Here is a 26,039-nt window from a genome sequence, read left to right as displayed (position 1 = left end):
CATTCCTCTGTGAAAGCGACGGCAATCTTTTTGATATAAGGACCGCATCCATGCACCGCTCGCTCACAAGCCGCTCTGCACTCGCTCTTCTGTTTGCCCTCGCCCTCGCCGGCGGAGCAGCCGCCCAGCAGGCGCCGGACGCAGCCGCGGCAGCGCCCTGCGGCGGCGATCTCTCCGCCTTCCTTGAAGGCGTCAAGAAGGATGCGGTTGCCGCTGGCGCAAGTGCGGCAGCCGCCGACGCAGCCTTCGCCGGCGCCGAGATCGATCCCAAAGTTCTGAGCCGGGATCGGGCCCAGGGCGTCTTCAAGCAGACCTTCCTCGAATTCTCCCAGCGCACCGTCAGCCAGGCCCGCCTCGACATCGGCCGCCAGAAGATGAAGCAATATGCCGAGGTCTTTGCCCGCGCCGAACAGGAATTCGGCGTTCCCTCCGGCGTCATCACTGCCTTCTGGGCGATGGAAACCGATTTCGGCGCCGTCCAGGGCGATTTCAATACCCGCAATGCTCTGGTGACGCTGTCGCATGATTGCCGCCGCCCCGAACTCTTCCGCCCGCAGCTGATCGCCCTCGTCGAGATGGTTCAGCACGGCGACCTCGACCCCGCTACCAATACCGGCGCCTGGGCCGGCGAAATCGGCCAGGTGCAGATGCTGCCGCGCGACATCATCGCCTATGGCATGGACGGCGACGGCGACGGCCATATCCGCCTGAAGCAGAGCGGCCCGGATGCCATCCTGACGGCAGCGAAATTCATCCAACATCTCGGCTTCGAACGCGGCCAGCCCTGGCTGCAGGAAGTGACCGTGCCGGATAACCTGCCCTGGGAAAAATCGGGCCTCGGCGGCACGATGAAGGCCGGCGAGTGGTTCGCGCTCGGCGTCAAGCCGCGCGACGGAAATACCGCCTTCGGCAATCTCGAAGGCGATCTGGTGCTGCCGCAGGGCCGCATGGGACCGGCCTTCATCGCCTACCCGAATTTCAAGATCTATCTCGAATGGAACAAGTCGTTCATCTACACGACATCGGCCGCCTATTTCGGGACGCGTCTTTCGGGCGCCGAGCCCTATCTCAAGGGCGTGCCGGAACAGGGACTCGCCAGCGACCAGATGAAAGCGCTGCAGACCAAATTGCAGTCCCTTGGCCACGATGTCGGCGAGATCGACGGCATCCTCGGCTCTGGCACGCGTGTCGCTATCCAGAAGGAGCAGCAGCGCCTCGGCATGCCGGCCGACGGCTGGGCCACACCTGCCCTTCTCAACGCTCTCTGATCACCGCTGACACCTAACGCCGCCCACTTCGCAAGAAACGGGTGGCGCGGTCCGCCGTCTGCGCTAAGCATCAGATCTGAAGCGGGTGCCGGTCTTCGTAAACGACCGGCTTACGGTGGAGGAAGCGGCGTGGACAGCAGAATGAATGCCTGGATCTGGGGCCTGCTGGTCCTGCTCGGTCTGATCTGGGGCGGCTCCTTCTTCTTTGCCCGTATTGCCGTCCATCACGTGCCGCCGCTGACCCTCGTCTTTCTCAGGCTGCTGCTCGCAGCACTGGCGCTGCATATCTATATCGCCGGCCGTTTCGACGTCTATTCGACCCTCAAAGCCCGCTGGCGCGAATTCCTGATCCTTGGGCTCATCAACAATGCCCTGCCGCATGCGCTGATCTTCTTCGGCCAGACCCGCATCGGCGCCGGCCTTGCGGCGATCCTGAATGCGACGACGCCGATCTGGACGGTGCTCATCGCCAACTCCTTCACATCGGATGAGAAGCTATCACCGGCAAAGATCACCGGCTGCCTCGTCGGCCTCACCGGAACGATCGTTCTGATCGGCCCCGGCATGTCGGCTGGCGGCGAGGCGCCGCTCTGGGCACTGCTTCTCCCCGTGCTTGCCGCGATCTCCTACGGCTTTGCCGCCACGTACGGCAAACGTTTCAAGAATGTTCCAGCCCCGGTCACTGCTGCCGGCCAGTTGACCGCCTCCTCGCTGATCGCGCTGCCGCTGTCGCTGCTCTCAGATCGCCCCTGGGCGCTGGCCGCCCCGCCGCTCGAAGCGCTGCTTGCCATCCTGGCACTGGCGCTGCTGTCGACCGCTTTTGGCTATATCCTCTATTTCCGGATTATGGCGGCGGCCGGCGCCACCAACGCCTCGCTCGTCACCCTGCTGGTGCCGCCGAGCGCCATCCTCCTCGGCGTTCTTTTCCTTGATGAAAGCCCGGCACTCGGCGAATTCGCCGGCATGGCGCTGATCGGTTTCGGCCTCGTCATTCTCGACGGCCGGGTCTATCGCCTGCTGGCGAAGACCACCTGATACCGGTTGCGAATTCCGCATGTTTTCAACCGGTTGCCCGGTCGCCATGTTTTGGGCGCATAGGTAAATCCGCACTCGCCGGATTTAACGGCATGTTAAAATCTGTGAACAAAATTTCATCGAAAATAATACAATACTTTCAATCGCTTGATTAAATTCTGCTCAGCTTATCCACCGCATCGTTCTGCAGCGCAGCATAGAATCTGCTTCCCAACCGACATATTTCAGACATATTATTGGCCGGTTAACGCGAGGAGACAGACATGGGACTCACGCAATCCTTGAATGTTCTGTTGGTCAGTGCAGCGTTTGCTTTCGTCTTGTCCATGCTCTTCATCTGAGCCGGCCGAGGAAAGCGGAATGACTGGTAGCACCTGAACTCCCCAATAGCTGATCAAGCCGCCAAAGAAAAAGCGCATGTCCCGCCCGACATGCGCTTTTCACTTTCGAGCTGAAAAATCAGGCGGCCGCGCCAGCACTTTTTGCCGCCCCGCGGGAAAGGCCGAGATTGTCGAGCACAGCACAAACCAGCGGCGCACGGTTCATCGTATAAAGATGAAAGTCACGGATGCCGCGCCGAACGAGATCCTCGATCTGCTCGGCGGCGACATCGGCTGCGACCTTCGCCCGCTCTTCGGGCTTGTCGTCGAAGCCGGCGAAGCGCTCATCGAGGAAGTTCGGGATGACGGTGCCGCAGGCGCCGGCGAAACGCTTCAGCTGCGTCAGGTTCTGGATCGGCATGATGCCGGGCACAACGGGGATCGAGATGCCGGCCGCACGCACTCGTTCCAGGTAGCGTTCGAAATTGTCGTTGTCGAAGAAGAACTGCGTCAGCGCCCGGTCGGCGCCATTGTCTGCCTTGCGCTTCAGCATCTCGATATCGGCAGTCGTATCGCGGCTTTCCGGGTGTTTTTCCGGATAGGCGGAAACCGAAATCTCGAAATCGCCGATCTCCTTGAGGCCGGCCACCAGCTCCGCTGCGTTGGCGTAACCGCCGGGATGCGGCTGATAGGGCGCGCCGGCGCCGCCGGGCGCATCGCCGCGCAACGCAACGAAATGCGTCACGCCAGCCTTGCGGAATGTATCGATCACCTGATGCGTCTCTTCCTTCGTCGCGCCGACGCAGGTGAGATGCGAAGCGGTGGCGAGCGGCGTCTTCGACAGAAACCGCGAGACGGCAGTCAGCGTCGGCGCCTTGGTGGTGCCGCCTGCGCCATAGGTCACCGAGACGAAATCCGGGTCCCAGTCCTGCAGTTCGCTGACCGTCTGCCAGAGCTGACCTTCCATCTCTTCGGATTTCGGCGGGAAGAATTCGAAAGAGATCCCGATGTTGCGGCCGCGTGCCTCGTTATTCAAAGCCATGTCATACTCTCCCGGCAAAGGTAGGTTCGGCGCCTTCGCTTGTCTGCGAAGCCATGAGGCGCCTCGGGTCGCGCGCGAGCCAGACGGTGACCGTCAACCCTTGCCCGCTTGGCTGACCCGGATGAAGATCGACGATCTGCTCGACGTCGAGCCCGGCCCTGCGCAGCCAGTCGGATATCGCCTGGTGCGAAAAACCGAGACGGACATGCGCATGCTCGTCGCGAAGATATTCGAGCGTGTGCGGCGCAAGGTCGATGACCACGAGTCGGCCGCCCGGCCGGAGCATGCGCGCCGCTTCCGCGATCGCAATCTCCGGCTGATCGAAGAAATGCAGCACCTGATGGATCGTCACCAGATCGAAATCCTGGCCCTCGAACGGCAGGTTCAGGATATCGGCGTGGCGCACGGTGGCTTTGGTGATGCGGAACTTGTCCAGATTGGCGCGCGCCACACTCAACATGTCACGGCTGGCATCGACGCCGACCGCCCGGCGGTAGAGCCCGGAAAGCAGTTCGAGGATGCGGCCGGTGCCGGTGCCGAGATCGAGCAGCGAGTCGATCGGCTGGCCGCCGAGCAGCCGGATGACGGCCGCATCGACCTCCTCGTCGGCCGCATGCAGGCGGCGAAGCTCGTCCCATTCCGCCGCGTTGCGGCTGAAATAGGCCTGTGCCCGCTCGGCGCGCTGGCGCTTGACCTGCGACAGCCGTTCGCCGTCGCGAAGAACGGTCGGATCGTTTTCGGAGACATGCTTCAGCAATGCCCGAACGAGCATTGCCGCCTTGCCGTCCTGCTTGAGGCGGAAATAGGCCCAGGCGCCTTCCTGGTAGCGTTCGATCAGTTCGGCCTCGCCAAGCAGCTTCAGATGGCGGGAGATGCGGGGCTGGGATTGGCCGAGAATTTCGGTAAGATCGGTCACCGTCAAGTCGCCGCCGTCGAGAAGCGCCAGAAGCCGCAGACGCGTCGGCTCGCCGGCCGCCTTCAAGACGTCCACCAGCGCATCCAGTCCAAGCTTCAAGGGTTCACTCATCTTCGGTCCAATCAAGATATAAAGATATCTTTATGTGATTTGAAAGACGGTGACAAGCGTCAATTCGCGCTCCCGCGAAATTGCCTGCTCAAATTGCGACAGGCCAGACGTGAAAAAGCCCCGGCCGAACCGGGGCTTTTTGACTGGAAAAACGGCTGCGATCAGCGCGTCAGGCGCTTATGGGCCTGGCTGCCCGGGTTGAGCGCGTCGGGGCCAAGGCGACGAACCTTGTCCTGTTCATAATCTTCGAAGTTGCCTTCGAACCATTCGACATGGCCCTCGCCTTCGAAAGCCAGAATGTGGGTCGCCAGACGGTCGAGGAACATGCGATCGTGGCTGATGATGATGGCGCAGCCGGCAAACGCCTCCAGCGCGCTTTCCAGTGCACCGAGGGTTTCCGTATCGAGGTCGTTGGTCGGTTCGTCGAGCAGCAGAACGTTGCCGCCGGCCTTCAGCATCTTGGCAAGGTGAACGCGGTTGCGCTGGCCACCCGAGAGATTGCCGACCTTCTGCTGTTGATCGCCGCCCTTGAAGTTGAAGGCGCCGCAATAGGCTCTGGAGTTCATATCGAACTTGCCGAGCTTGATGATTTCCGCGCCGCCTGAAATTTCCTCCCAGACGGTCTTGCTGCCGTCAAGCGCATCGCGGCTCTGATCGACATAACCGAGGTGGACCGTCTCACCGATGCGGACCGATCCCGCATCCGGTGTCTCCTGGCCGGTGATCATGCGGAACAGCGTCGTCTTGCCGGCGCCGTTCGGGCCGATGATGCCGACGATGCCGCCCGGCGGCAGCTTGATCGACAGGTCGTTGATCAGCGTGCGGCCCTCGAAACCCTTGGTGATGCCTTCCATCTCGATGACCACCTGGCCGAGGCGCTCGCTGACCGGGATAATGATCTGCGCGTCGCCGGGACGCTGCTTTTCGGCCGCCTCCACCAGTTGTTCGTAGGACTTGATACGCGCCTTGGATTTTGCCTGACGCGCCTTCGGGCTGGAGGCGATCCATTCCTGTTCGCGGCTGATCGCCTTCTGGCGGCCGGCCTCTTCCCGGTTTTCCTGCTGCATGCGCTTGGCCTTGGCGAGCAGGTAGGCCGAATAGTTACCTTCGTAGGGAATGCCACGGCCGCGGTCGAGTTCGAGGATCCATCCGGTGACGTTGTCGAGGAAGTAGCGATCATGGGTGATCATCATCACGGCGCCCGGATAGTCGCGCAGATGTTTTTCGAGCCAGGCAATCGTCTCGGCGTCGAGGTGGTTGGTCGGTTCGTCGAGCAGCAGCAGATCCGGCTGCGAAAGCAGCAGCCGGCAGAGAGCTATACGGCGGCGCTCACCACCGGAAAGGCTGGTGACATCGGCGTCGCGCGGCGGGCAGCGCAGGGCTTCCATGGCCATCTCGACCTGACTTTCCAGATCCCAAAGGTTCTGGCTGTCGATAATGTCCTGAAGCTTCGATCCCTCTTCCGCCGTCTCGTCGGAATAGTTCATCATCAGTTCATTGTAGCGCTCGAGCACCGCCGTCTTCGAAGCAACGCCTTCCATGACGTTCTCGAACACCGTCTTGTTGGCATCGAGGTGCGGCTCCTGCTCGAGGTAGCCGACTGTCGCTCCTTCGGCGAGCCAGGCTTCGCCGGTAAATTCCGTGTCTTGACCGGCGATGATGCGCAGCACCGTGGATTTGCCGGCGCCGTTCGGTCCGAGGATACCGATCTTGGCATCGGGGTAGAAGGAGAGGTGGATATTCTCCAGGATCTTCTTGTTGCCATAGGCCTTGTTGAGGCCGGACATATGATAGATGAACTGACGTGCCATGCTGCGCTGCTCCGGGCGGAAAACTTCGATCGTGCCGCTATGTAGGCGAAACAGCGCCTGCGGGCAACGCCGAAACCCGGTTACTCAGGATTTCCGGTCAAAAGCCCGCAGCATCGACGACGCCCTCGTCGCAGCCGAAGGAGGTTTTCCCCGCCCCCTGGATCAGATCGGCAAGCCCGGCGCTTTTCGCCGACGCCGCCCCGGCGGCCTCCGAAAGCCCGATGGTCAACCCGCTGATCATCTTGACATTGCCGGCCCGCCGGCAGCTCATCTTGACGCGCTCGCCGGCGCCCGGCCCGAAGCTCTTGTCGAAAGCTGCCTTGATCGCCTCGGCCTTGACCTGCTTGCCGATATTGGCGGCGAAGAGATCGCGCACGGCCGAGGTATTGAGCGCGCCGAGGAGATGCACGCCGACGCCGAAATAATCTTCGGCGCTCATTTTCGTGCAGGTGCCGTGTTTTGTCCACTCATGCCGTTCCAGACCGGATTGCGTCCCGGGCATGGCCTTTGCGAGCGCCGCCTGCGTCTCCGCCGAAAGCGTGACCGCCGGCAACGTGTTCCAGCTGCCGTCCTTATCGGCGGCCTTCTGCTCGGCGTTGACGTCGCAATAATTCTGTCGCATCGGCCAGAGCCCGTGCAAGGAAAAATTCGTCGCATCGGGGCGCTCGCCGGTCTGGCTCGCACATTCGGCCTTCTTCTGGTTCGTTTGGCAGAAAGCCGGCTGCCAGCTTGCTGAAAGAATAAAACGGGTGCGCCCGCCGGCCTCCTGCGCCACGGCGGCGCCGGCAACAACCATCGAAACGGCGAACGTCAAGGTACGTAACTGCATGCTGCTCATTTCAACCCCCAAAAAAGAACAATACAGGAACAAATAAGCACGAAGATCGAAAGCCCGCAACCCTGAATCGTAGCGTTCCCGCATTTTGTTATCGGATAACTCAAGGCTCGGTGTTGCATTTGCCTTCAGCGCCGCGCGTCTTTTCAGACGCGCAAAGGACGCTGCAGCACATTGCTGCTGCATAATTCCTTAAATCGATTCCGATTTAAGGAATTATGCAGTGCGATCTGGTCTGTTCCTGCAAGGAGGATCCAGATGTTTTCTGAAACGCAAAAGCTCACCGTGCCGGGGGCGTCGCTTGCCTATCACCATGTCGAGGCCGCCGGCCCGGCGCGCGGCATCCTGTTGATATCGCACGGCCTCGCCGAACATTCGAAACGCTATCGCGCTTTCGCAGAGGCTATGGCGGCGCGCGGCTATCACGTCTATGCCCATGACCACCGCGGCCACGGCGAGACGACGGCCCCCGACGCGCCGATCGGCCGCTTCGCCCGGCGGGACGGCGTCGACAGAGTGATCGGCGACGTCATCGCCATGCGCGCTCACGCGGCCTTGCGCCATCCCGGCCTGCCGGTGATCCTCTTCGGCCATTCGATGGGCGGCCTGATCGCCCTCAATGCCGCCGTCACGGCGCCTGTCGATTTCGACGCCGTCGCCGTCTGGAATTCGAATTTCGCAGTCGGTCTCGCCGGCCGCGCCGCCCAGGCGATCCTGCTTGCCGAGCGGATGCTGAAAGGCTCCGACGTGCCGAGCGGCCTCCTGCCGAAGCTCACCTTCGGCGCCTGGGGAAAATCAATTCCGGGCCACCGCACCGAGTTCGACTGGCTGTCGCGCCTTCCCGACGAAGTCGACAAATATATCGCCGATCCGCTCTGCGGCTTCGACGCCTCGGTCTCTCTCTGGCTCGATCTTTTCGACCTGACTTTTCGCGCCCCGCAGAAGCGCCATCTGGATCGGCTGCCGCGCCACATGCCAATCCATCTGGTCGGCGGCGGTGAAGACCCGGCGACGGCGCGTGGAAAAGCCATCGTCCGGCTGTCAAACCATTTGAAAGCCCGGGGCTTCTCTCGTATCAGCACTGAGATATATCAGGGCATGCGGCATGAGACGCTGAACGAGATCGGCGCAGAAGCGGCAACCGCAGCCTTCGCGGACTGGTGCGACGAGGCCGTCGCCAGACCCCGAGCGGCCAGATCCTGAGCAACAAGGATTTCATCATGAGCAACACCACTGCCCGCCCCGTATCGTCCACCCCCGACGTGACCACAGGGCTTGCGCTGATGTTTCTTTCGGTAATGGTCTCGCCGCTCATCGACATCTTCGCCAAGCTTGCCGTCGTCACGATCCCGTCTGCCGAGATCACCGCCGCCCGCTTTGCCTTGCAGGCGCTCTGCATGCTGCCGATCGTCATATGGCGGCGCAGCTTCACCGACTTCTCCTGGCGCCAGAGCCTTTTCCATGCCATCCGCGGCGCGATCATAACGGTCTCGATGATCTCCTTCGTTACCACGCTGAAATATATGGCCGTCGCCGACGCGATTGCGATCTTCTTCGTCGAGCCGATCGTGCTGACCATTCTCGGCGGCATTTTCCTGAAGGAAACGATCGGCTGGCGGCGCTATACCGCCTGCGGCGTCGGCTTCTTCGGGGCAATGCTGATCATCCAGCCGAGTTTCAGCGAAGTCGGCTACGTCGCGCTCCTGCCCGTCCTCAGCGCGCTCTGCATCGCGATCTTCGTACTGATGACCCGCGTCCTCTCGCACCGGGAAGATCCCTGGGCGATGCAGTTCCAGATGGGCATCTGGGGCCTCATCTTCTGCGCCATCCTGCTTTTTGCGGGCGAAGGAAGCGGTTCCGGTCTCTTCGATCCCGTCATGCCTGAAGGCAGCGCCTGGTTCTACCTCGCCGGGGTCGGCGCCATGGCCGCGATAGCGGGCATCTTCGGCGTCTATGCCTATCGTGCAGCACCGGCCTCGACGCTGGCGCCGCTGCAATATTTCGAGATCGTCTCGGCGACGATCTTCGCCTGGCTTGTTTTCGGCGACTTTCCGGATGCGGTCAAATGGCTTGGCATCATGATCATCATGGCGTCGGGCTTCTACATCCTCTGGCGCGAGCGCCGCTTTGCTTCAAAGCCTGTATCCGATACATCTGAGGCGACACTGGCGCCGTAGAAACGGACGAGGAAATATGACGACGAAAAAGCCGCCGCTTGCCGGCATCCGGGTGATCGAGCTTGCCCGCGTGCTCGCCGGTCCCTGGGCGGGACAGATGCTCGCCGATCTCGGCGCCGATGTCATCAAGGTCGAAAATCCCGACGGCGGCGACGACACCCGCCAATGGGGGCCGCCCTTCGTCGAAGGCCCCGATGGCGAAAACCTCTCGGCCGCCTATTACCACGCCGCCAATCGCGGCAAGCGCTCCATTACTGCTGATCTGAAGAGCCCCGAAGGTCAGGATCTCGTCCGCCGCCTTGTCGCCACCGCCGATGTAGTGATCGAGAATTTCAAGCTCGGCGGCCTCGTCAAATACGGGCTCGATTACGATAGCTTGCGCCAGGTGAACCCGAAACTCGTCTACTGCTCGATCACCGGCTTCGGCCAGACCGGCCCCTATGCCAGCCTCGCGGGCTATGATTACATCGTCCAGGGCATGTCAGGTTTCATGTCGATCACTGGCGAGCCGGACGGCCAGCCGATGAAGGCAGGCGTTGCCATCGCCGATATGTTCACCGGCATCTATGCCGTCTCGGCAATCGAGGCTGCCCTGATCCACGCGCTCAAGTCAGGCGAAGGCCAGCTCGTCGACATGGCCCTGCTCGACGTGCAATCGGCCGTGCTCGCCAATCAGAACATGAATTACCTCGTCTCCGGCAAGGCACCCACCCGCCTCGGCAATGCCCATCCGAATATCTCACCCTATGAGGTCGTGCCGGCGGCAGACAGCTATCTCATTCTGGCGGTCGGAAACGACGGCCAGTTCCGTCGCCTCTGCACCATCCTCGGCCTTCACGCCATCGCCGGCGACGAGCGTTTCGCCACCAACAGGGCCCGCGTCGCCAATCGCGGCGAGGTGCGCAGCCTCATCTCGACCGAGACGCTGAAATGGCGGAAGGCGGATCTGCTGAAGGCCTGCGAGGAGAATGCGGTTCCCGCCGGCCCGATCAACACGATCGAAGAGATGTTCGCCGACCCGCAGGTACAGGCCCGCGGCCTGCGCATTGACCTTGCGGATGCGGCCGGAAACGTGATCCCCGGGGTCAGGACGCCAGTGGTGCTGTCGGAAACGCCGTTGTCTTACATCAGGCCGAGCCCGCGTCTCGGCGAACACAGCGAAGAAATTCTGGCGGAACTCGCCGAGCGCGAGAGGAAGGTATCGGCATGAAGAGGACCGGCGGGCAACTGATCGTCGAGGCGCTGAAGGCGAACGGCGTCAAGCGTCTCTCCTGCGTGCCCGGTGAGAGTTTTCTCGCCGTTCTCGACGCCCTGCGCGACAGCGAGATCGACGTCGTCGTCTGTCGCCAGGAGGGCGGAGCGGCGATGATGGCGGATTGCTGGGGCAGGCTGACCGGCGAACCCGGCATCTGCATGGTGACCCGCGGCCCCGGCGCTACCAACGCCTCTGCCGGCCTGCATATCGCCAAACAGGATTCGATCCCGATGATCCTCTTCATCGGCCAGGTGCAGCGAGAAGCCCGCGAGCGCGAGGCCTTCCAGGAGGTCGAATTCCGCCGCGCCTTCACCGAATTCGCCAAATGGGTGGGCGAGATCGACGATGCCGCCCGCATTCCCGAGTTCGTCACCCGCGCCTTTGCGGTCGCAACCTCGGGCCGGCCCGGCCCAGTCGTGCTGACGCTGCCGGAGGACATGCTGCGCGATGAGGTCGAGGCTCCCCGCGCCAAGCATTATGTCAGCGTCGAGGCGCATCCCGGCCGCCGCCAGATCGACGATCTCTATGTGAGACTGCTGAAGGCCGAACGGCCTATGGTGATCCTTGGCGGCACGCGCTGGGATGCCGACGCCGTCGCCGACTTTGCAGGCTTCGCCGAGCGTTTCCGACTGCCGGTCGGCTGCTCGTTCCGCCGGCAGATGCTGTTTGATCATCTCCATCCCTGCTATGCCGGCGATGTCGGCATCGGCATCAACCCGGCGCTGGCGAAGGAGATCAAGGAGAGCGACCTGCTGATCCTGCTCGGCGCCCGCATGTCGGAAATGCCGTCTTCGTCTTATACGCTGATCGACATACCCTACCCTCAGCAATCGCTGATGCACATCCATCCCGACGCATCCGAACTTGGCCGTATCTATCGTCCGGATCTTGCCATCTGCGCCGCACCTGCCGATTTCGTCGCAACGCTCGCCGATCTGGAAGCGCCGGCCGAGCCGCGCTGGGCCGAGCGCACGAAGCATATGCATCAGGCCTATCTTTCCTGGTCGAAGCCGCCAGCGACAGGTCCTGGCCCGGTTCATATGGGGCCGATCATGGAGTGGCTGGAGGCCAATACCCGGCCGGAAACGATCTTCACCAACGGCGCGGGCAACTATGCCACCTGGGTGCATCGTTTCCATCGTTTTCGCCGCTTCAACACTCAAGCCGCCCCCACCTCCGGCTCGATGGGTTACGGCCTGCCGGCCGCCGTCGCTGCCAAGCGGCTCTTACCCGAGCGAGAGGTCATCTGCTTTGCCGGCGACGGCTGTTTTCTAATGCACGGCCAGGAGTTCGCCACCGCCATCCGCTACGGCCTGGCGATCATTGCGGTCGTCGTCAATAACGGTATCTACGGCACGATCCGCATGCATCAGGAGCGCGAATATCCCGGCCGCGTCAGCAGCACCGACCTGACCAATCCCGACTTCGCAGCCCTTGCCCGCGCCTATGGCGGGCACGGCGAGACGGTGGAGCAAACGGCGGAATTCGGCCCGGCCTTCGAGCGGGCGCGTGCCAGCGGTAAGCCGGCGATCATCGAGATCAAACTCGATCCCGAGGCGATCACGCCGACGCGCACACTCTCGGAAATCGCGCAAGCAAAAAGCCGGTAGGTCTCCCCACCGGCTTCGACACGCAATCCCGCAGTGACCTCAGTCGATCGCGGCCGTAACGATGAACTCGACCTTGTATTTCGGCGCAGCGAGCTTGGCTTCGCTGGTGGCGCGGGCCGGCGGATTGGCCGGATCGATCCAGCCTTGCCAGACCGCGTTCATCTCGGCAAAATCGGCGATGTCGGAGAGATAGATGATCGTCTGCAGGATCTTCGACTTGTTGCTGCCGGCCTCAGCCAGCAGGCGGTCGACTTCGGCAAGCGAAGAGTTGCACTGATCGGTAACGCTGTCGCCCTCACCGACCTGGCCTGCGAGATAGACAGTGTTGCCGTGAATGACGGCGCCGCTCATGCGCGCGCCGACGTCGATACGCTTAATGCTCATCATAGTCTCCTGAGTGAATGGAAGGTGGCGGCGCTGCGGCACAGCGCCGGAAAATCGGGCGCCGGGACGGGCGCGGTTAACGGGGCTCAGCCGCGGATATGGTGGGTCTTCTGGTAGATCGCTGTCGAGCGGGCGCCGGAGCGGCAGTAACCGAGCATCGGCCGCGGGAATTCGTCGAGCGCGTCGACCATGCCCCGCACCGCTTCCTCGGTCACGCCCATCGGTCCAACCGGCACATGGGCGATATCGAGGCCAAGCTCTTTGGCGCGCGCCTCGATGACCGAGAACGACGTCTGGTCGGGGCTCTCATGGTCGGGGCGGTGGCAGACGATCGATTTGAACCCCATCGCCTTGATCTCGTCGAGCTCTTCAAGCGTGATCTGGCCCGAAACCGAATATTCATCGTCGATCTGGCGAATATCCATCGTCTTGTCTCCTCAAAATCGTGGGCTGAAGGTCTACGACGGGAGGCCCGCGAGCGTCAACAACACTTCGCTCAGAGGAAGGCAAAGGTCAGCGCATAGCTGCGACTCTCTCCGGGTGCCAGCATGTTGAACTCACCGGCCGCCTCGAGCTCGTCGCGGGAGACCCAGCGATGCGAGACCGGTTCGATGCCAATGATATGGGCCGGCGCTTTCTGGTTCCGCCACACCTGCAGATGGGGCAGCGTATCGGCGCGGAAGCGCACGCGGAGCGTCCTGCCGCCGATCGCGGCAATCGGTCCAAGCCGGATCTCCGCGAAGCCTTCCTCCGTCGCCGTCGCCGGAACGCAGAAGATGCCGCCCGGCTCCTCACCGAATGTCCATGGGAAACCGCCATTCTCAAGCATCCGGCCTTCAAGCCGCGTGCCCTCGTCCAGCCATTTGCCCCCGGTATTCATGTGATACATCAGGAAGGTCGGCACCGTGTGATCACTCGTATTGACGACCCGGTCCTCGAGCTGCACCTCGCCAGTCGCCCCGTCGATCCGCCACAGCCGCTCGATGCGCTGCGGCAGTCCCTCGACAGTGGTGATGTCGATATCGGCGCGGCATTCGGCATTGCCGTTCTCGTACTTCGTCCACAGCACCTTGGCCGCATGGCCGGAGGCCGATCCGTGCAGCGGATAGACCTTGCCGTCGGCCCGGCCGGCAATCGGCTGCCGGTGGCGGATATGGTCCGGGCCGCAAGTGAACAGGAAGCCTTCGAGCGAGTGATCGATTCGCGGATCGCCGTCGTCGGGAATGGCGCGCTTCGGCTCAATGTCGACGCCTTCGACGATGCATCCGCCGATATCCAGCACCGACGTTTCATCCAGCATCAGGCGCGGCCCGCTTGCGGCAGCAAATTCGATCATCGCAGTCTCCTCAGGAGGTTGTCGGCGGCCGTAGCGTTAGGTTTCGCGCCGTCATTCGTCAATCGGCGCAGTCCCCATCTTGTGTTTTTGCCGCAACCATGGATTTTGCGGAACTGACACAGAGACGCAAACGTTTATGAGTAAAAGGAAATCTTAGTGATTTTCATATTTTGTTCAGCACGGTTTCATAAATTCCACACTAGCGTCAAAATTCGCAGGTGTGTGTCTGCCAGTCACAGTTCCGAGGTATGAGACGTGAATCGCTTTTTGAAGTCGGCATTTTCGCTTGCGGCCGTGCTGGCAGCCATCGCGGCTGCAGCACCGGGGGCAGGCGCGCAGCAGTTCCGTGACCGCCGGCAGAGCGATGTCGTGCTGGTTACGCCGAACGGCGAAATTCTCGACTATGTCCCCCGCGGCTATATCTATGCCCGCGACCGCAGCGGCAATCGCGTGATGATCGATGCCTATGGCAATGTCGTCGCCACCGAGATGCGCGCCCGCGGCTACTATCCGCCACGGCCCGGTCCGCGCGAGGTCTATGCCGACCAGAACGGCAATGATCCCTATAACGCCGACGACAACGCCTCTGGCGATACGCGTTATTCTGAGCGCGGTGCGGTCACCGGCGGTATTCCGCGCGATGCGGCGATCGAACGCCAACCACTCGACCGTCAACCCTATCCCGATGACAACAGCATCGGCAATCCGCAGCCCGGCGACGATTATGCCTCGATCGATTCCGACCAGCAGCTCCCGCCCGCTGACGCGCCGAGCGCCGCACCGGATGAGCCCGTCATCACGCTGAAGAACAAGTCGAAGCCCGAGATCGTCGCGCTGCAGGTCTTCCTCGATCGCGCCGGCATCTCCCCCGGCGTCATTGACGGCCATATGGGCTCGAACGTCACCAAATCGGTCTATGCCTATGACCAGATGACCGGCTCCAGACTCGACCCGAACGACACCGACGCCATTCTCGAAGAGCTGCGCATGAACGGCGGCCTGCCGGTCGTCAGTTACACCATCACCCCGGCCGATGCCGCCGGCCCCTTCGTCGCCCAGATCCCGGAAGACTATTCGCAGAAGGCGATGCTGCCGTCGCTAGCTTTTACCTCGACCACCGAAATGTTGGCCGAGCGCTTCCACATGGATGAAGCCTTCCTCAAGGAAATGAACCCCGGCGCCGATTTCACCGTTGCCGGCACGATCATCAAGGTCGTCAATCCGGGCGAGCTGAAGAGCGGCGAGGTTGCCCGCATCATCGCCGACAAGGGCCGCAAGCAGGTCTTTGCCTATGACGGCGCCGGCAATCTCGTTGCCGCCTACCCGGCATCGATCGGCTCGACCGACACACCCTCCCCGTCAGGCACCGTGACGGTCGAGCGCGTCGCGTTCAATCCCGGCTATACCTATAATCCGAAGATCAATTTCCAGCAGGCCGGCAACGACAAGATCCTCAACATTCCGCCCGGCCCGAATGGCCCGGTCGGCACCGTCTGGATGGCGCTGTCGAAGCCGACCTACGGCATTCACGGCACACCCGAACCTTCCAAGATCGGCCGCACCCAGAGCCACGGCTGCATCCGCCTGACCAATTGGGATGCGACCGAGCTTGCCAAGATGGTCAAGCCGGGGGTGACGGTCGAATTCGTCGACTGAGGATATCTGGTGCACACGGAAAGGCCGCCGGATCACTCCGACGGCCTTTTCCGTTTCATAAGGAGGATGCTCAGGCAGCCGTCGCCATACGGGCAGACTCCGTCAGCCTGACCGGCAGCTTCCTCATCATTTCCTCGGCGAAACAGGTTGCGTTTTCACGCGCCTTGTCGAGATTGCTGACGCGTGTGGGATCGATCGTGTGCAGTGTGCCGCCACAGTCGAAGATGTCGCGGAAGGCCGAGCGTTCGATGATGGCGGTATCCAGCACCGGAACGTGCCGCTCGCTGAGCAGCGACTTGACGACCTGCAGCGCCCTTGTCGTCACCATCGAGTTGACGCGGGTCAGCACCACCGAATGGCCGATCTTGATGCCCGCCTTCTCGTCCAGATACTGGAGCAGTTCGAGCACCTGTGCGCCACCGCGCGCATCCATCGCACAGCCCTGGATCGGGATCAGCACGTGATCGGAAAGGCCGACGGCGGTGGCAAGCAGCGGATTGCGCGCGCCCGGCAGGTCGACGATGAAATAGTCGGTATTGTGCTTGTTCTCTCTGATATGCAGCGGCAGCGAAGCGGTTGTCACGAAGTCAATCACCGAAATATTGGGCACATGACCCGATATTTCGTGCCAACGCGAAATCCAGTGCTGCGGATCGGCATCGAGAATGGTGATGCGGTAACCCTTGCGGGCCAGCTCGGTGGCGAGCAGGAGAACAGCGGTCGTCTTGCCGGCCCCGCCCTTGGTATTTGCGAATGTGATGACAGGCATGTTCGGTCCTCGGAAGGAAATGGCGCGAGCCGGAATCGCTCTTTTACGCACCGTCGGAGCATCGTGCGGTTAATCCATTCTTTACAATCATGGTTAACAAATCCCCAACACGCCCGCCGAAATTGCAGTTGGTATTTTTCACATCCCTAAAATTCATGCATGTCGCCCAAAAGTGTTCAGCGGTGTTGGGACAACGATATGCATCGGGCCAAGATTTGAAGCACGGATGCCGCCAGTACAAAAAAGACAAAAAAGCACGGATGCCAATAGCTTCCGGGCCAGTCTGAAGGTCCGCTGTTATGGTCAGAAGCAATCCCTGAAAAGCGCCTTGGTATTTTCGAGCGTTAGTGCAATCGGGTTGCCGCCGGCACTTGGATCTTCGATCGCCATCGCCGACAATTCGTCGACCCGGTCAGCAGCGATTCCCATCGCCGACAGCGTCTCCGGCACGCCGAGCTCGGAGCGGAGTTTCAGCACATAATCGTAGAAGCCGTCGAAACCGCCCGAGATACCGAGATAGGCTGCGGCACGGCCGATCTTCTCCTCGATCGCCTTGCGATTGAAGCGCAGCACCGCCGGCATCACGACGGCATTGGTCATGCCGTGATGGGTGTTGTAGACGGCGCCGATCGGGTGCGACAGCGCATGGATGGCGCCGAGCCCCTTCTGGAAGGCGACCGCGCCCATGGCGGCGGCGGCCATCATGTTGGCGCGGGCTTCGAGATCGGTGCCCTCTCTATAGGCGCGCGGAAGGAATTCCTTGACAAGCCGCATGCCTTCAAGCGCGATACCGGCTGACATCGGGTGATAGAAGGGCGAGGAATAGGCCTCCAGGCAATGAGCGAAGGCATCCATGCCGGTGCCGGCGGTGATGATCTTCGGCATGCCGACCGTCAGTTCCGGATCGGAGATGACGACGCCAGGCAGGAACTTCGGATGGAAGATGATCTTCTTCACATGCGTTTGCGAATTGGTGATGACGCTGGCGCGCCCCACCTCCGAACCGGTACCGGCCGTTGTCGGCACGGCGACGATCGGGGCGATGCCCTCGAGGCTCGCGCGCGTCCACCAGTCGCCGATATCTTCGAAGTCCCAGACTGGCCGCGTCTGGCCGGCCATGAAGGCGACGCACTTGCCAAGGTCGAGGCCGGAGCCGCCGCCGAAGGCGACGACGCCGTCATGGCCGCCATCCTTGAAAGCCCTGACGCCGGCATCGAGGTTCTTCTCGTTCGGGTTCGGGTCGACATCGGCAAAGATCGCCCGGCCGAGGCCGGCATCCTCGAGAATATCGAGCGCAGTCTTGGTGATCGCCATCGAGGCGAGGCCGCGGTCGGTGACGAGCAGCGGCTTTTTGATGCCGAGGCTCTTGCAGGCGTCGGCCAGTTCCTTGATGCGGCCCCGGCCGAGCTTGACCGATGTCGGGTAGCTCCAGTTTGCGGTGATGTTGCTGCTCATGCTGTGACTTTCTTCAGATGGAAGGATTTCGGACGCGTGAGATTTTGGAAGCCGATGATCGACAGCGAGCCGCCGCGGCCGGTCTCCTTGACGCCGGTCCAGCAGAGCGCCGGATCGAGATAGTCCGCACGGTTCATGAAAACGGTGCCGGTTTCGATCTCGCGGCCGAGCCGCGCTGCCCGCTCGACATCGCCGGTCCAGAGCGAGGCCGTCAGTCCGTACTGGCTGTCGTTCATCAAAGCGAGTGCCTCCTCGTCGCTCTTCACCTTCATGATGCCGACCGCCGGACCGAAGGTCTCCTCGCGCATGAAGGCCATGGAATGGTCGACATCGACGAGAACCTGCGGTGCCAGATAAGCGCCACCGTCATCCTGCGGAAAAAGCTTAGGGTCGACAAGCGCCTTGGCACCCTTGGAAACCGCTTCGGCGATCTGTTCGCGCACCACTTTGGCGAAGCGCTTATGCGCCATCGGCCCGAGCGAGGTATCGGGATCGAGCGGATTGCCGAGCTTGTAATTCGACACCCAGGCGACCGACTTCTCGACGAAGGCGTCATAGAGCGATTCATGCACATAGATGCGCTCGATGCCGCAACAGCATTGGCCGGAATTATAGGTCGCGCCGTCCATTAGCGTATCGACGGCAGCCTCAAGATCGGCGTCCTCCATCACGTAACCCGGATCCTTGCCGCCGAGTTCGAGGCCGAGGCCGGTGAAGGTGCCGGCGGCTGCCCGCTCCATCGAGCGTCCGCCTTCGACCGATCCGGTGAAATTGACAAAATTGAAGCTGCCGGCGGCAATCAGCGCCGACGTCGTCTGATGGTCGAGGAAGACGTTCTGGAACACGTCATCGGGAACGCCGGCCTCGACGAAGGCCTGAACCAGCCGCTCGCCGACCAGCAGCGTCTGCGAGGCATGTTTCAGCACCACCGTATTGCCGGCCATCAGCGCCGGTGCGATCGTGTTGATCGCCGTCATATAGGGATAGTTCCACGGCGCCACGACGAAGACGACACCATGCGCTTCGCGTTCGATGCGGCGCTCGAAACGCTCGCTCTCCTCGACGACAACAGGCGCCAATGCATCCGCCGCAATCGAAGCGACATAATTCGAGCGCTCGTTGAAGCCCTTATATTCGCCGCCATACTTGACCGGCCGGCCCATCTGCCAGGCAAGCTCCGGCACGACGACATCTGACATCTCGTTCAGCCGCGCCGCACCCTTCAGCACCAGCTGCACGCGCTCTTCGAGCGGCCGTTTCGCCCAAGCCTTCTGCGCCTTGCGGCCCCGCGCCACCACGTCCTTGGCGGCATCGAGAGAAAGTGCGGCGCGCTCGGCGTAGACCGACCCGTCAACCGGTGAAATACATTGGATCATTGCCATGATCGATTTCCGTCCTCGTATGATCAAAAATTTCGTCGAGGGCCATAGCCCCTCATCCGCCTGCCGGCACCGTCTCTCCGCTCGCTTGGCGAAGGGGGCATGCCGATGCCTCTCCGTCCCCAGCCCACCCCTCGCATGGTACGTCCCCTCTCCCCGTCAGAACGGGAAGAGGGTTGGGGTGCAGGACAAGCAATCCGTAAATGCCTATTAGGCTCTTTCGAAACCGCGCGCCACTTCCCAGTCGGTGATGCGGCGGTCATATTCTTCCTGCTCCCATTCGGCGGCACGGGTATAATGGTCGATCACGTCGTCGCCGAAGGCTTTGCGCAGCATTGCCGATTCCGTCATTTCGATCGTAGCGGCACGCAGCGTGCGCGGGATTTCGCGAACGCCCTTGCCGCCATAGGCGTCGCCGACAAAGGGGGCTTCGAGTTCGAGCTTGTTCTCGATCCCGTCGATGCCGGCGGCAAGCAGTGCGGCGAAGGCGAGATAGGGATTGAGATCTGAGCCGCCGACGCGGCACTCGATACGGATTCCCTTGGTCTCCTCGCCGCAGAGCCGGTAGCCGGCGGTGCGATTGTCCTTGCTCCAGATCGCCTTGGTCGGCGCAAAGGTGCCGGCCATGAAGCGCTTGTAGGAGTTGATGTAGGGCGCCAGGAAATAGGTGATCTCGCTTGCATGGGCGAGAAGCCCGGCCACGTAGTTGTGCATCAGCGGCGACATGCCGTATTTGCCGGTATGGTCGAAGAACAGCGGCTTCTCCTCCAGGCTCCAGAGCGACTGATGGATATGCGAGGAACTCCCGGCGGCGTTGTAATTCCACTTGGCCAGGAAGGTGATTGCCTTGCCTTTTGACCAGGCGATCTCCTTGCAGCCGTTCTTGATGATCGCGTGCCGGTCGGCCATCGCCAGCGCATCGGCGTAACGCACGTTGATTTCCTCCTGGCCGGCGGAAGCCTCGCCCTTGGAATTCTCGACCGGAATGCCGGCGCCTTGCAGCCCGGTGCGGATCGCCCGCATCACCTCTTCCTCCTTGGTGGTCTGGAAGATGTGGTAATCCTCGTTATAGGCGCTGGCGAGCTTGAGGTTGCGGTAGCCGGACGCCTGCGCCGTCTCGTAGCTCTGGTCGAACAGGAAGAATTCGAGCTCGGAGGCCATGTAGGCCTTCATGCCCATATCCTCAAGGCGCTTCACCTGCTTCTTCAGGATCGCGCGCGGCGAATGGGCGACCTCTTCATGGGTATGATGGTCGAGCATGTCGCAGAGCACCAGCGCCGTGCCGTCGAGCCAGGGGATACGGCGCAGCGTCGCCAAATCCGGCTTCATCGTATAGTCGCCGTAGCCCTTTTCCCAGCTTGTCGCCTTGTAGCCGGAGACGGTCTCCATCTCCATGTCGGTGGCGATCAGGTAGTTGCAGCTATGCGTCTCCTTCCAGGCGCTCTCGAGGAAAAATTCCGCCTGGAAGCGCTTGCCCATCAGCCGGCCCTGCATATCCACCTGGCAAGCCAGAACCGTATCGATGCGCCCTTCGGCAACATCCTTCCTGAGATCGTCGATTGTGTAGCTGCTGCTCATGATTGATCCGCCTGACATTGGAATTGAGAAGATCGGGGCAACGAAATCGCATGCGCACGGCCGGATGTGGACCTGATGCCTTTTCGTTGAACCGGTGATGGGGCCGCAGGATGCGGCCCCGCCATTTGAGAGGGAAGCCTCGATGCCTAAAGCATGTCGCGTAAAAGTGTGCCGCGGTTTTGCGCTAACGACATGCGGAAAAACAAAGACCTAGAGTGCGAGGAGCGATCTGAAAGATCGCCCCGCGCTTTAGTGTTCGCCGCTTTCGCCGACGGCTGCTTCGGCCGCCGCGATCTCGGCCTGGCGCTTTGCCACTTCGGCGCCGATCGGCGGCCCCTTGAAGCGCCGGCTTTCGAAGCCGAACCAGACGATCGCAGTAACGAGGAGGAAGCCAACAGTGATGTAAAGCGCCCATTCGTTCGGCGGCTGGATGCCGAGAACGAAGATCAGGATCATCGCGATGACAGTCAGTACGGCAAAGAGCTTGAAGACGCCCTCACCGAGGTTCCACGGGCCCATCTTGTCCCACTTCGACGTGCCCCAAGCGAACAGGCCGAGGGTGATCGGGATCGCGAAGGAGAAGAACAGGAAGATGACCGTGCACGCGACGACGATTGTATAGACCGGCGTGTCGCCGATCGAAACGAGCGAAGAACCCCAGACGAAGAGAACAGACAGGATCGAGCCGGTCCAGATCGCAGCCACCGGCGTGCGGTACTGCGGGCTGACCTTCGACAGCGCCTTCGATGCCGGCAGACCGCCGTCACGCGAGAAGGCGAAGATCATGCGCGAGACCGAGGTGACCGTCGCAAGACCGCACAGCCACTGGCTCACCAGGATGGCGAAATAGAGAATATCCTTGACGATGGGATTCACTTGGCTGTCCATCGCCCAGAAGAACACATTCCAGCCCTGTTTTGCCGCATCGTCCATGTTCGGCAGCATCAGGACGAAGGCACACAGCATGATGTAGCCAAAAAGCGCCGACCAAAGCACCGAGGCGACCATGCCGCGCGGAACCGATTCGGCAGCCTTGACCGTCTCTTCCGAAGTGTGAGCCGAAGCGTCATAACCGGTGATGGTGTAGATCGGCAGCAGCAGGCCGAGAAGGAAGACCCATGTTCCTGACGTGGCCGGCCAAACGTTGCCGCCGGCTTCACCGGAATAGTTGGCGAAGGTGAAGAGGCGTCCGACCTCATAGGAGGGGGCGGCGGCGAGGCAGACAACCGCGAGCGCGATCGAGCTCGCGAAGATCAGATAACCGGAAAAGTCGGTCAGCTTCGCAGTCAATCCGATGCCCATGTGGTTCACGAGCGCCTGCGCGCCGGTGATGATCACGAGGAAGATGATGCGCACCGTCGTCGTGTCCGTCAGCCCGAGATAGGTGGTGCCGAACGAACCCATGAAGAAATAGTAGGTGCCGACATTGATAGCGCCGAGCACGGTGACGAGACCGAGCAGGTTGAACCAGGCAGTCAGCCAGCCGGTGAAACGATTGCCGAGGATCGAGCCCCAGTGATAGAGCCCGCCGGCTGTCGGATAGGCCGAGCTGATTTGCGCCATGGCGATGGCGAAGACGAGCGAGACGAAGCAGCCGAGCGGCCAGCCGATGCCGATCGCCGCTCCGCCGGCACCGGAGGTCGCCTGCGCCAGCGAATTGATGCCGCCGGAGAGGATGCAGATAATGGAGAATGAGACTGCAAAATTCGAGAATGAACTCATTCGCCGTTCGAGTTCCTGGGCATAACCCATGGAATGCAGGATGTGCACATCCTGTTTCTTGTCCAGTTCGGAATAATCCGACATGACTTCCCCCTGTTCACGATCGGCCGCGGGATTGCGGGCCGGTTCAGTGCCAAATTGTCCGCGGCCTTCTCGCCGTACGGACGTCCGCAGTTAGACTGCTCCCTCGGGTCTTCTTTTTATGTCAGGCGTCCAGGCTTTGCTGGAGCAGCCCTGTTAGATAGTCGGCCATGACCCCTTGGCCGACATCGTCTGCGATGAGGTCGTTGCGGACCTCGATCATCACATTGCGCAAGCCGTTCGAAAGCCCGTGCAGGATCAGCGTGTGGGTCACGCCGTCCTCGGGCCCGTAAGGCTGGTTGCGTTCTGTCCTGTAAAGCGGCGCCTCGGCCGCTGCCTTCAGCATAAGGTCGGCGAACCGGCTGTCCTCATCGTGCAATATGCCGAGTTCCACCGGTCGCTCGCGGCCGTGATAGACCGGCGTGAAACTGTGGATCGTCACGATGATGCTGTCTTGTCCCCTCGCCCGGCGATCGCGGATCAGCCCACGAATCGCGTCGTGGAAAGGCACGTAGAGCGCGTCGGTGCGCGCAAGGCGTTCTTCGGCGGTCAATTCCTTGTTGCCGGGAATGGCGTAAATCTCGCTCGTCTCCGGCATGGCGCCAGGTGAACTGGGCGGCCGGTTGCAGTCGTAGATAAGCCTGGAGAACCGCTGGTGAACGAGCGTCGCGTCGAGCCCTTCCGATATGCCGCGGGCAACCGCAAGGGCGCCCGGGTCCCAGGCAATATGGCTCGCGAGTGCTTCGCTGGGCAGGCCAAGATCGCCAAAATGCGCCGGAAGCGCATTCGAGGCATGCTCGCAGATTAGCAGCACCGGGCTCTGGCCACGGACGCGCTCGATCCCGACACAGTCGCCATCCGCTTCGCTGAGGATTTTCGGCCCGGCCAGCACCAAAGGCGCCACTCCTTATCCCTTAACAAATTCCTTATGAAGAAAAGAATTCTTCAGGTTTCGATCACTGTCAAGCGTCGACTGAAAATTTCTTTTCACGACAGTGGTTGACATGGATTATGACAGCGTTCTTAATTTGAGTGGGAAAGTGGCGCCAGACCATCCCGGGGAGCATAGTCACGTGACAGTTGCGTCGAAGACGGTTTCGGACGTCATACACTCGCATTTCGGGGTGTTGACGCGTGCCGAAAAGCAACTGGCCGAAAGCCTTCTCGACAATTATCCGGTGTCCGGTCTCGGCAGCATCACCACGATCGCCGAGAATGCCGGCGTTTCGACGCCGACCGTCGTGCGCATGGTTCAAAAGCTCGGCTTCAAAGGCTATCCGGACTTTCAGGCGCATCTGCATCTGGAGCTCGAGGCGACGATCTCCAACCCGATCACCAAGCATGATCGCTGGGCTCAAAATGCGCCGGGCACTCATATCCTCAATCGTTTCGCCGATGCCATCATGGGCAATCTGCGCCAAACGCTGAGTGATCTCGATACCGCGACCTTCGACAGTGTCGCTTCGCTACTCTCCGACCGCAAGCGCGGCCTTTATTTCGTCGGCGGCCGCATCACCGGCGCGCTTGCCGAGTATTTCTTCACCCACATGCAGGTGATCCGTCCTGCAACGACGCTGCTGTCGTCGAATTCCAGCAGCTGGCCGCAATATGTCCTCAACATGAACGCCGGCGACATCCTGATCATCTTCGACATCCGCCGCTATGAGCAGGAGATGGTGAGCCTCGCCACCGCCGCCCGCAAACGCGGCGCCGAAATCGTTGTCTTCACCGACCAGTGGGGCTCGCCGGCCGCCAAGCTGGCCCGGCATGCCTTCCGCGTCCGGATCGAGGCGCCGTCGGCCTGGGATTCCTCCGTCGTCACCCTGTTCATCGTCGAAGCATTGATCGAGGCCGTTCAGAATTCGACCTGGGACGAGACGAAGGAGCGCATGAAGACGCTTGAGGGCTTGTTCGAGCAAACCAAGCTTTTCCGCAAACCGGGTTAGGAGGACAAGACTAAAACAGAGAAAAAACAAGGACGGATTTTCGCGGAAACAAAGCAGTGCCGTCGCAAATAAAACACGTGTCGCAAACGCCTGCTATCCATAGAAAATTAACGTCATCCAGCCGTCACACAAGCTTCATGTAAGCTCATTAACAGCATCGCCAGACACTGAAAACCCGAAGGAGAACAACAGTGATCTCTAACATTTCTCGACTTCTGTCGCTCTCTACTGCGATGATCGTGGCTTCTACCGCGATTGCCGCCGCCGAGCCGAGCGCTGAATTGATCGCCGCCGCCAAGAAGGAAGGCACTCTGACGACGATTGCTCTTCCGCACGACTGGTGCGGCTACGGCGACGTCATTGCCGGCTTCAAGGCCAAGTATGGCCTCGAGGTCAACGAACTGAACCCGGACGCAGGGTCGGGCGACGAAGTCGAAGCCATCAAGGCGAACAAGGGCAACACCGGCCCGCAGGCTCCTGACGTCATCGACGTCGGTCTCTCCTTCGGTCCGTCTGCCAAGAAAGACGGCCTGATTCAGCCTTATAAGGTTTCCACCTGGGATTCGATCCCGGACTCGGCCAAGGATGCCGAAGGCTACTGGTACGGCGACTATTATGGCGTTCTCTCGTTCCTCGTGAACAAGGATCTCGTCAAGGAATCGCCGGCCGACTGGACCGACTTGAAAAAGAGCGATTACGCAAACAGCGTCGCGCTGGCCGGCGATCCGCGCAGCGCCAACCAGGCTGTCCAGGGCGTCTATGCCTCTGGTCTTTCCGCATCCGGCGGTGACGCGGCCAAGGCGGGCGAAGAAGGCCTGAAATTCTTCGCCGAACTGAACAAGAACGGCAATTTCGTGCCTGTTGTCGGCAAGGCGGCTCCGTTCGCACAGGGCTCAACGCCGATCATCGTCGCTTGGGACTACAACGCGCTCTCCTGGGGCCAGAGCCTCAAGGGCAACCCTCCGTTCGAGGTTGTCGTTCCGAAAACGGGCGTCGTTGCCGGTGTCTACGTCCAGGCGATTTCTGCCTTCGCTCCGCATCCGAACGCTGCCAAGCTCTGGATGGAATACCTTTATTCCGACGAGGGTCAGCTCGGCTGGCTGAAGGGCTATTGCCACCCGATCCGCTTCAACGATCTTGCAAAGAACAACAAGATCCCGAAGGACCTGCTCGACAAGCTGCCGCCGGCAGCAGCCTACGAAAAGGCCGTCTTCCCGACGCTCGAAGAGCAGGCCGCCGGCAAGGAAACCATCACCAAGAACTGGGATTCCGTGGTCGGCGCCAGCGTCAAGTAACCTCTGATCCTGCCTCCCCGCCGCATAGGCGGGGAGGTTTTCTCACTCCGACGCCCCA

The 26,039-nt window shown here is 61.4% G+C and carries 22 protein-coding genes; 9 read left to right on the top strand and 13 right to left on the bottom strand.

Going from position 1 to position 26,039, the window contains the following annotated elements; translation table 11 throughout:
* Nucleotides 1–50: 50 nt before the first annotated feature.
* Both HJB89_RS11435 and HJB89_RS11430 read left to right on the top strand, forming a co-directional pair.
* Nucleotides 51–1,268: a lytic murein transglycosylase gene (locus HJB89_RS11435; protein WP_221139720.1), complete on the top strand. Its 1,218-nt coding sequence runs from the start codon at nucleotides 51–53 to the stop codon at nucleotides 1,266–1,268.
* Between the two features lie 129 nt (nucleotides 1,269–1,397).
* Nucleotides 1,398–2,303: a DMT family transporter gene (locus tag HJB89_RS11430; RefSeq protein ID WP_221149891.1), complete on the top strand. Its 906-nt coding sequence runs from the start codon at nucleotides 1,398–1,400 to the stop codon at nucleotides 2,301–2,303.
* Nucleotides 2,304–2,762: 459 nt separating this feature from the next.
* Here the strand turns inward: HJB89_RS11430 and metF are convergent, their stop codons facing one another.
* From metF to HJB89_RS11410, 4 genes are all read right to left on the bottom strand, one after another.
* Nucleotides 2,763–3,665, bottom strand: a complete 903-nt coding sequence (gene metF / locus HJB89_RS11425) for a methylenetetrahydrofolate reductase [NAD(P)H] (protein ID WP_207581149.1) — start codon at nucleotides 3,663–3,665, stop codon at nucleotides 2,763–2,765.
* Between the two features lies 1 nt (nucleotide 3,666).
* On the bottom strand, nucleotides 3,667–4,692 hold the full coding sequence (locus HJB89_RS11420; RefSeq protein ID WP_221149889.1) for a metalloregulator ArsR/SmtB family transcription factor: 1,026 nt from the start codon (nucleotides 4,690–4,692) through the stop codon (nucleotides 3,667–3,669).
* A gap of 161 nt (nucleotides 4,693–4,853) precedes the next feature.
* The gene (ettA, locus tag HJB89_RS11415) at nucleotides 4,854–6,503 is read right to left on the bottom strand and encodes an energy-dependent translational throttle protein EttA (protein WP_207581151.1); all 1,650 of its coding nucleotides are present in this window, start codon (nucleotides 6,501–6,503) and stop codon (nucleotides 4,854–4,856) included.
* A 97-nt stretch (nucleotides 6,504–6,600) separates the two neighbouring features.
* Nucleotides 6,601–7,341: a ribonuclease T2 family protein gene (locus HJB89_RS11410; RefSeq protein ID WP_207581152.1), complete on the bottom strand. Its 741-nt coding sequence runs from the start codon at nucleotides 7,339–7,341 to the stop codon at nucleotides 6,601–6,603.
* 255 nt (nucleotides 7,342–7,596) lie between these two features.
* Between HJB89_RS11410 and HJB89_RS11405 the strand changes: the two genes are divergently transcribed.
* From HJB89_RS11405 to HJB89_RS11390, 4 genes are read left to right on the top strand one after another with little or no spacing between them, the layout of a single operon-like run.
* Nucleotides 7,597–8,541, top strand: coding sequence for an alpha/beta fold hydrolase (locus HJB89_RS11405; RefSeq protein ID WP_221149887.1), 945 nt, complete (start codon nucleotides 7,597–7,599; stop codon nucleotides 8,539–8,541).
* 17 nt (nucleotides 8,542–8,558) lie between these two features.
* Entirely contained in the window at nucleotides 8,559–9,515 is a 957-nt protein-coding gene (locus HJB89_RS11400) for a DMT family transporter (RefSeq protein ID WP_221149885.1), read from the top strand.
* Nucleotides 9,516–9,531: 16 nt separating this feature from the next.
* Nucleotides 9,532–10,725: a CaiB/BaiF CoA-transferase family protein gene (locus tag HJB89_RS11395; RefSeq protein ID WP_221149883.1), complete on the top strand. Its 1,194-nt coding sequence runs from the start codon at nucleotides 9,532–9,534 to the stop codon at nucleotides 10,723–10,725.
* Nucleotides 10,722–12,380: a thiamine pyrophosphate-binding protein gene (locus HJB89_RS11390; RefSeq protein WP_221149882.1), complete on the top strand. Its 1,659-nt coding sequence runs from the start codon at nucleotides 10,722–10,724 to the stop codon at nucleotides 12,378–12,380. Before HJB89_RS11395 ends, HJB89_RS11390 begins: the two co-directional genes overlap by 4 nt.
* Nucleotides 12,381–12,419: 39 nt before the next feature.
* On the opposite strand, the gene HJB89_RS11385 is transcribed toward HJB89_RS11390, so the two are convergent.
* From HJB89_RS11385 to HJB89_RS11375, 3 genes are all read right to left on the bottom strand, one after another.
* The gene (locus HJB89_RS11385; RefSeq protein ID WP_207581157.1) at nucleotides 12,420–12,764 is read right to left on the bottom strand and encodes a RidA family protein; all 345 of its coding nucleotides are present in this window, start codon (nucleotides 12,762–12,764) and stop codon (nucleotides 12,420–12,422) included.
* Between the two features lie 86 nt (nucleotides 12,765–12,850).
* Nucleotides 12,851–13,189 carry a TIGR01244 family sulfur transferase gene (locus HJB89_RS11380; RefSeq protein ID WP_221149881.1) on the bottom strand — a complete coding sequence of 113 codons (339 nt, stop codon included), beginning with the start codon at nucleotides 13,187–13,189 and terminating at the stop codon, nucleotides 12,851–12,853.
* 71 nt (nucleotides 13,190–13,260) lie between these two features.
* Nucleotides 13,261–14,100 (bottom strand): DUF4432 family protein, encoded by an 840-nt coding sequence (locus tag HJB89_RS11375; protein ID WP_221149879.1) that lies wholly within the window; start codon nucleotides 14,098–14,100, stop codon nucleotides 13,261–13,263.
* Nucleotides 14,101–14,355: 255 nt separating this feature from the next.
* Here HJB89_RS11375 and HJB89_RS11370 point away from each other — a divergent pair, with 255 nt between their 5' ends.
* On the top strand, nucleotides 14,356–15,756 hold the full coding sequence (locus tag HJB89_RS11370) for a L,D-transpeptidase (protein ID WP_221149877.1): 1,401 nt from the start codon (nucleotides 14,356–14,358) through the stop codon (nucleotides 15,754–15,756).
* A gap of 70 nt (nucleotides 15,757–15,826) precedes the next feature.
* Here HJB89_RS11370 and HJB89_RS11365 read toward each other — a convergent pair whose 3' ends face one another.
* The 6 genes from HJB89_RS11365 to HJB89_RS11340 form a co-directional block, all read right to left on the bottom strand.
* Nucleotides 15,827–16,525, bottom strand: coding sequence for a ParA family protein (locus HJB89_RS11365; protein WP_221149875.1), 699 nt, complete (start codon nucleotides 16,523–16,525; stop codon nucleotides 15,827–15,829).
* A 303-nt stretch (nucleotides 16,526–16,828) separates the two neighbouring features.
* On the bottom strand, nucleotides 16,829–17,980 hold the full coding sequence (locus HJB89_RS11360) for an iron-containing alcohol dehydrogenase (RefSeq protein ID WP_221149873.1): 1,152 nt from the start codon (nucleotides 17,978–17,980) through the stop codon (nucleotides 16,829–16,831).
* Entirely contained in the window at nucleotides 17,977–19,362 is a 1,386-nt protein-coding gene (locus HJB89_RS11355; RefSeq protein ID WP_221149871.1) for an aldehyde dehydrogenase family protein, read from the bottom strand. Before HJB89_RS11355 ends, HJB89_RS11360 begins: the two co-directional genes overlap by 4 nt.
* Nucleotides 19,363–19,569: 207 nt before the next feature.
* Entirely contained in the window at nucleotides 19,570–20,937 is a 1,368-nt protein-coding gene (locus tag HJB89_RS11350) for a glutamine synthetase family protein (protein ID WP_207581164.1), read from the bottom strand.
* Nucleotides 20,938–21,186: 249 nt separating this feature from the next.
* Complete coding sequence (locus HJB89_RS11345) at nucleotides 21,187–22,743, bottom strand: amino acid permease (RefSeq protein WP_207581165.1); 1,557 nt, start codon at nucleotides 22,741–22,743, stop codon at nucleotides 21,187–21,189.
* 121 nt (nucleotides 22,744–22,864) lie between these two features.
* Nucleotides 22,865–23,635, bottom strand: coding sequence for an N-formylglutamate amidohydrolase (locus HJB89_RS11340; protein ID WP_207584345.1), 771 nt, complete (start codon nucleotides 23,633–23,635; stop codon nucleotides 22,865–22,867).
* Between the two features lie 178 nt (nucleotides 23,636–23,813).
* On the opposite strand from HJB89_RS11340, the gene HJB89_RS11335 reads away from it, so the two are divergent.
* Both HJB89_RS11335 and HJB89_RS11330 read left to right on the top strand, forming a co-directional pair.
* Entirely contained in the window at nucleotides 23,814–24,686 is an 873-nt protein-coding gene (locus tag HJB89_RS11335; RefSeq protein WP_207581166.1) for a MurR/RpiR family transcriptional regulator, read from the top strand.
* 191 nt (nucleotides 24,687–24,877) lie between these two features.
* Nucleotides 24,878–25,981: an ABC transporter substrate-binding protein gene (locus tag HJB89_RS11330; protein WP_207581167.1), complete on the top strand. Its 1,104-nt coding sequence runs from the start codon at nucleotides 24,878–24,880 to the stop codon at nucleotides 25,979–25,981.
* Nucleotides 25,982–26,039: the final 58 nt, after the last annotated feature.

This window comes from Rhizobium sp. NZLR8 (assembly GCF_019685025.1).
In the GTDB taxonomy this organism is placed as follows: Bacteria; Pseudomonadota; Alphaproteobacteria; order Rhizobiales; family Rhizobiaceae; genus Rhizobium.
The sequence above is the reverse complement of the archived record's forward strand: the minus strand, read 5'-3'. Positions and strand labels throughout refer to the sequence as shown.

Coding starts and splice junctions, on each gene's coding strand:
- HJB89_RS11360 (WP_221149873.1), bottom strand. CDS start 17,980: ATGAGCAGCAACATCACCGCAAACTGGAGCTACCCGACATCGGTCAAG.
- HJB89_RS11365 (WP_221149875.1), bottom strand. CDS start 16,525: ATGCCTGTCATCACATTCGCAAATACCAAGGGCGGGGCCGGCAAGACG.
- ettA (WP_207581151.1), bottom strand. CDS start 6,503: ATGGCACGTCAGTTCATCTATCATATGTCCGGCCTCAACAAGGCCTAT.
- metF (WP_207581149.1), bottom strand. CDS start 3,665: ATGGCTTTGAATAACGAGGCACGCGGCCGCAACATCGGGATCTCTTTC.
- HJB89_RS11400 (WP_221149885.1), top strand. CDS start 8,559: ATGAGCAACACCACTGCCCGCCCCGTATCGTCCACCCCCGACGTGACC.
- HJB89_RS11385 (WP_207581157.1), bottom strand. CDS start 12,764: ATGAGCATTAAGCGTATCGACGTCGGCGCGCGCATGAGCGGCGCCGTC.
- HJB89_RS11355 (WP_221149871.1), bottom strand. CDS start 19,362: ATGGCAATGATCCAATGTATTTCACCGGTTGACGGGTCGGTCTACGCC.
- HJB89_RS11375 (WP_221149879.1), bottom strand. CDS start 14,100: ATGATCGAATTTGCTGCCGCAAGCGGGCCGCGCCTGATGCTGGATGAA.
- HJB89_RS11410 (WP_207581152.1), bottom strand. CDS start 7,341: ATGAGCAGCATGCAGTTACGTACCTTGACGTTCGCCGTTTCGATGGTT.
- HJB89_RS11390 (WP_221149882.1), top strand. CDS start 10,722: ATGAAGAGGACCGGCGGGCAACTGATCGTCGAGGCGCTGAAGGCGAAC.
- HJB89_RS11345 (WP_207581165.1), bottom strand. CDS start 22,743: ATGTCGGATTATTCCGAACTGGACAAGAAACAGGATGTGCACATCCTG.
- HJB89_RS11350 (WP_207581164.1), bottom strand. CDS start 20,937: ATGAGCAGCAGCTACACAATCGACGATCTCAGGAAGGATGTTGCCGAA.
- HJB89_RS11380 (WP_221149881.1), bottom strand. CDS start 13,189: ATGGATATTCGCCAGATCGACGATGAATATTCGGTTTCGGGCCAGATC.
- HJB89_RS11435 (WP_221139720.1), top strand. CDS start 51: ATGCACCGCTCGCTCACAAGCCGCTCTGCACTCGCTCTTCTGTTTGCC.
- HJB89_RS11405 (WP_221149887.1), top strand. CDS start 7,597: ATGTTTTCTGAAACGCAAAAGCTCACCGTGCCGGGGGCGTCGCTTGCC.
- HJB89_RS11395 (WP_221149883.1), top strand. CDS start 9,532: ATGACGACGAAAAAGCCGCCGCTTGCCGGCATCCGGGTGATCGAGCTT.
- HJB89_RS11420 (WP_221149889.1), bottom strand. CDS start 4,692: ATGAGTGAACCCTTGAAGCTTGGACTGGATGCGCTGGTGGACGTCTTG.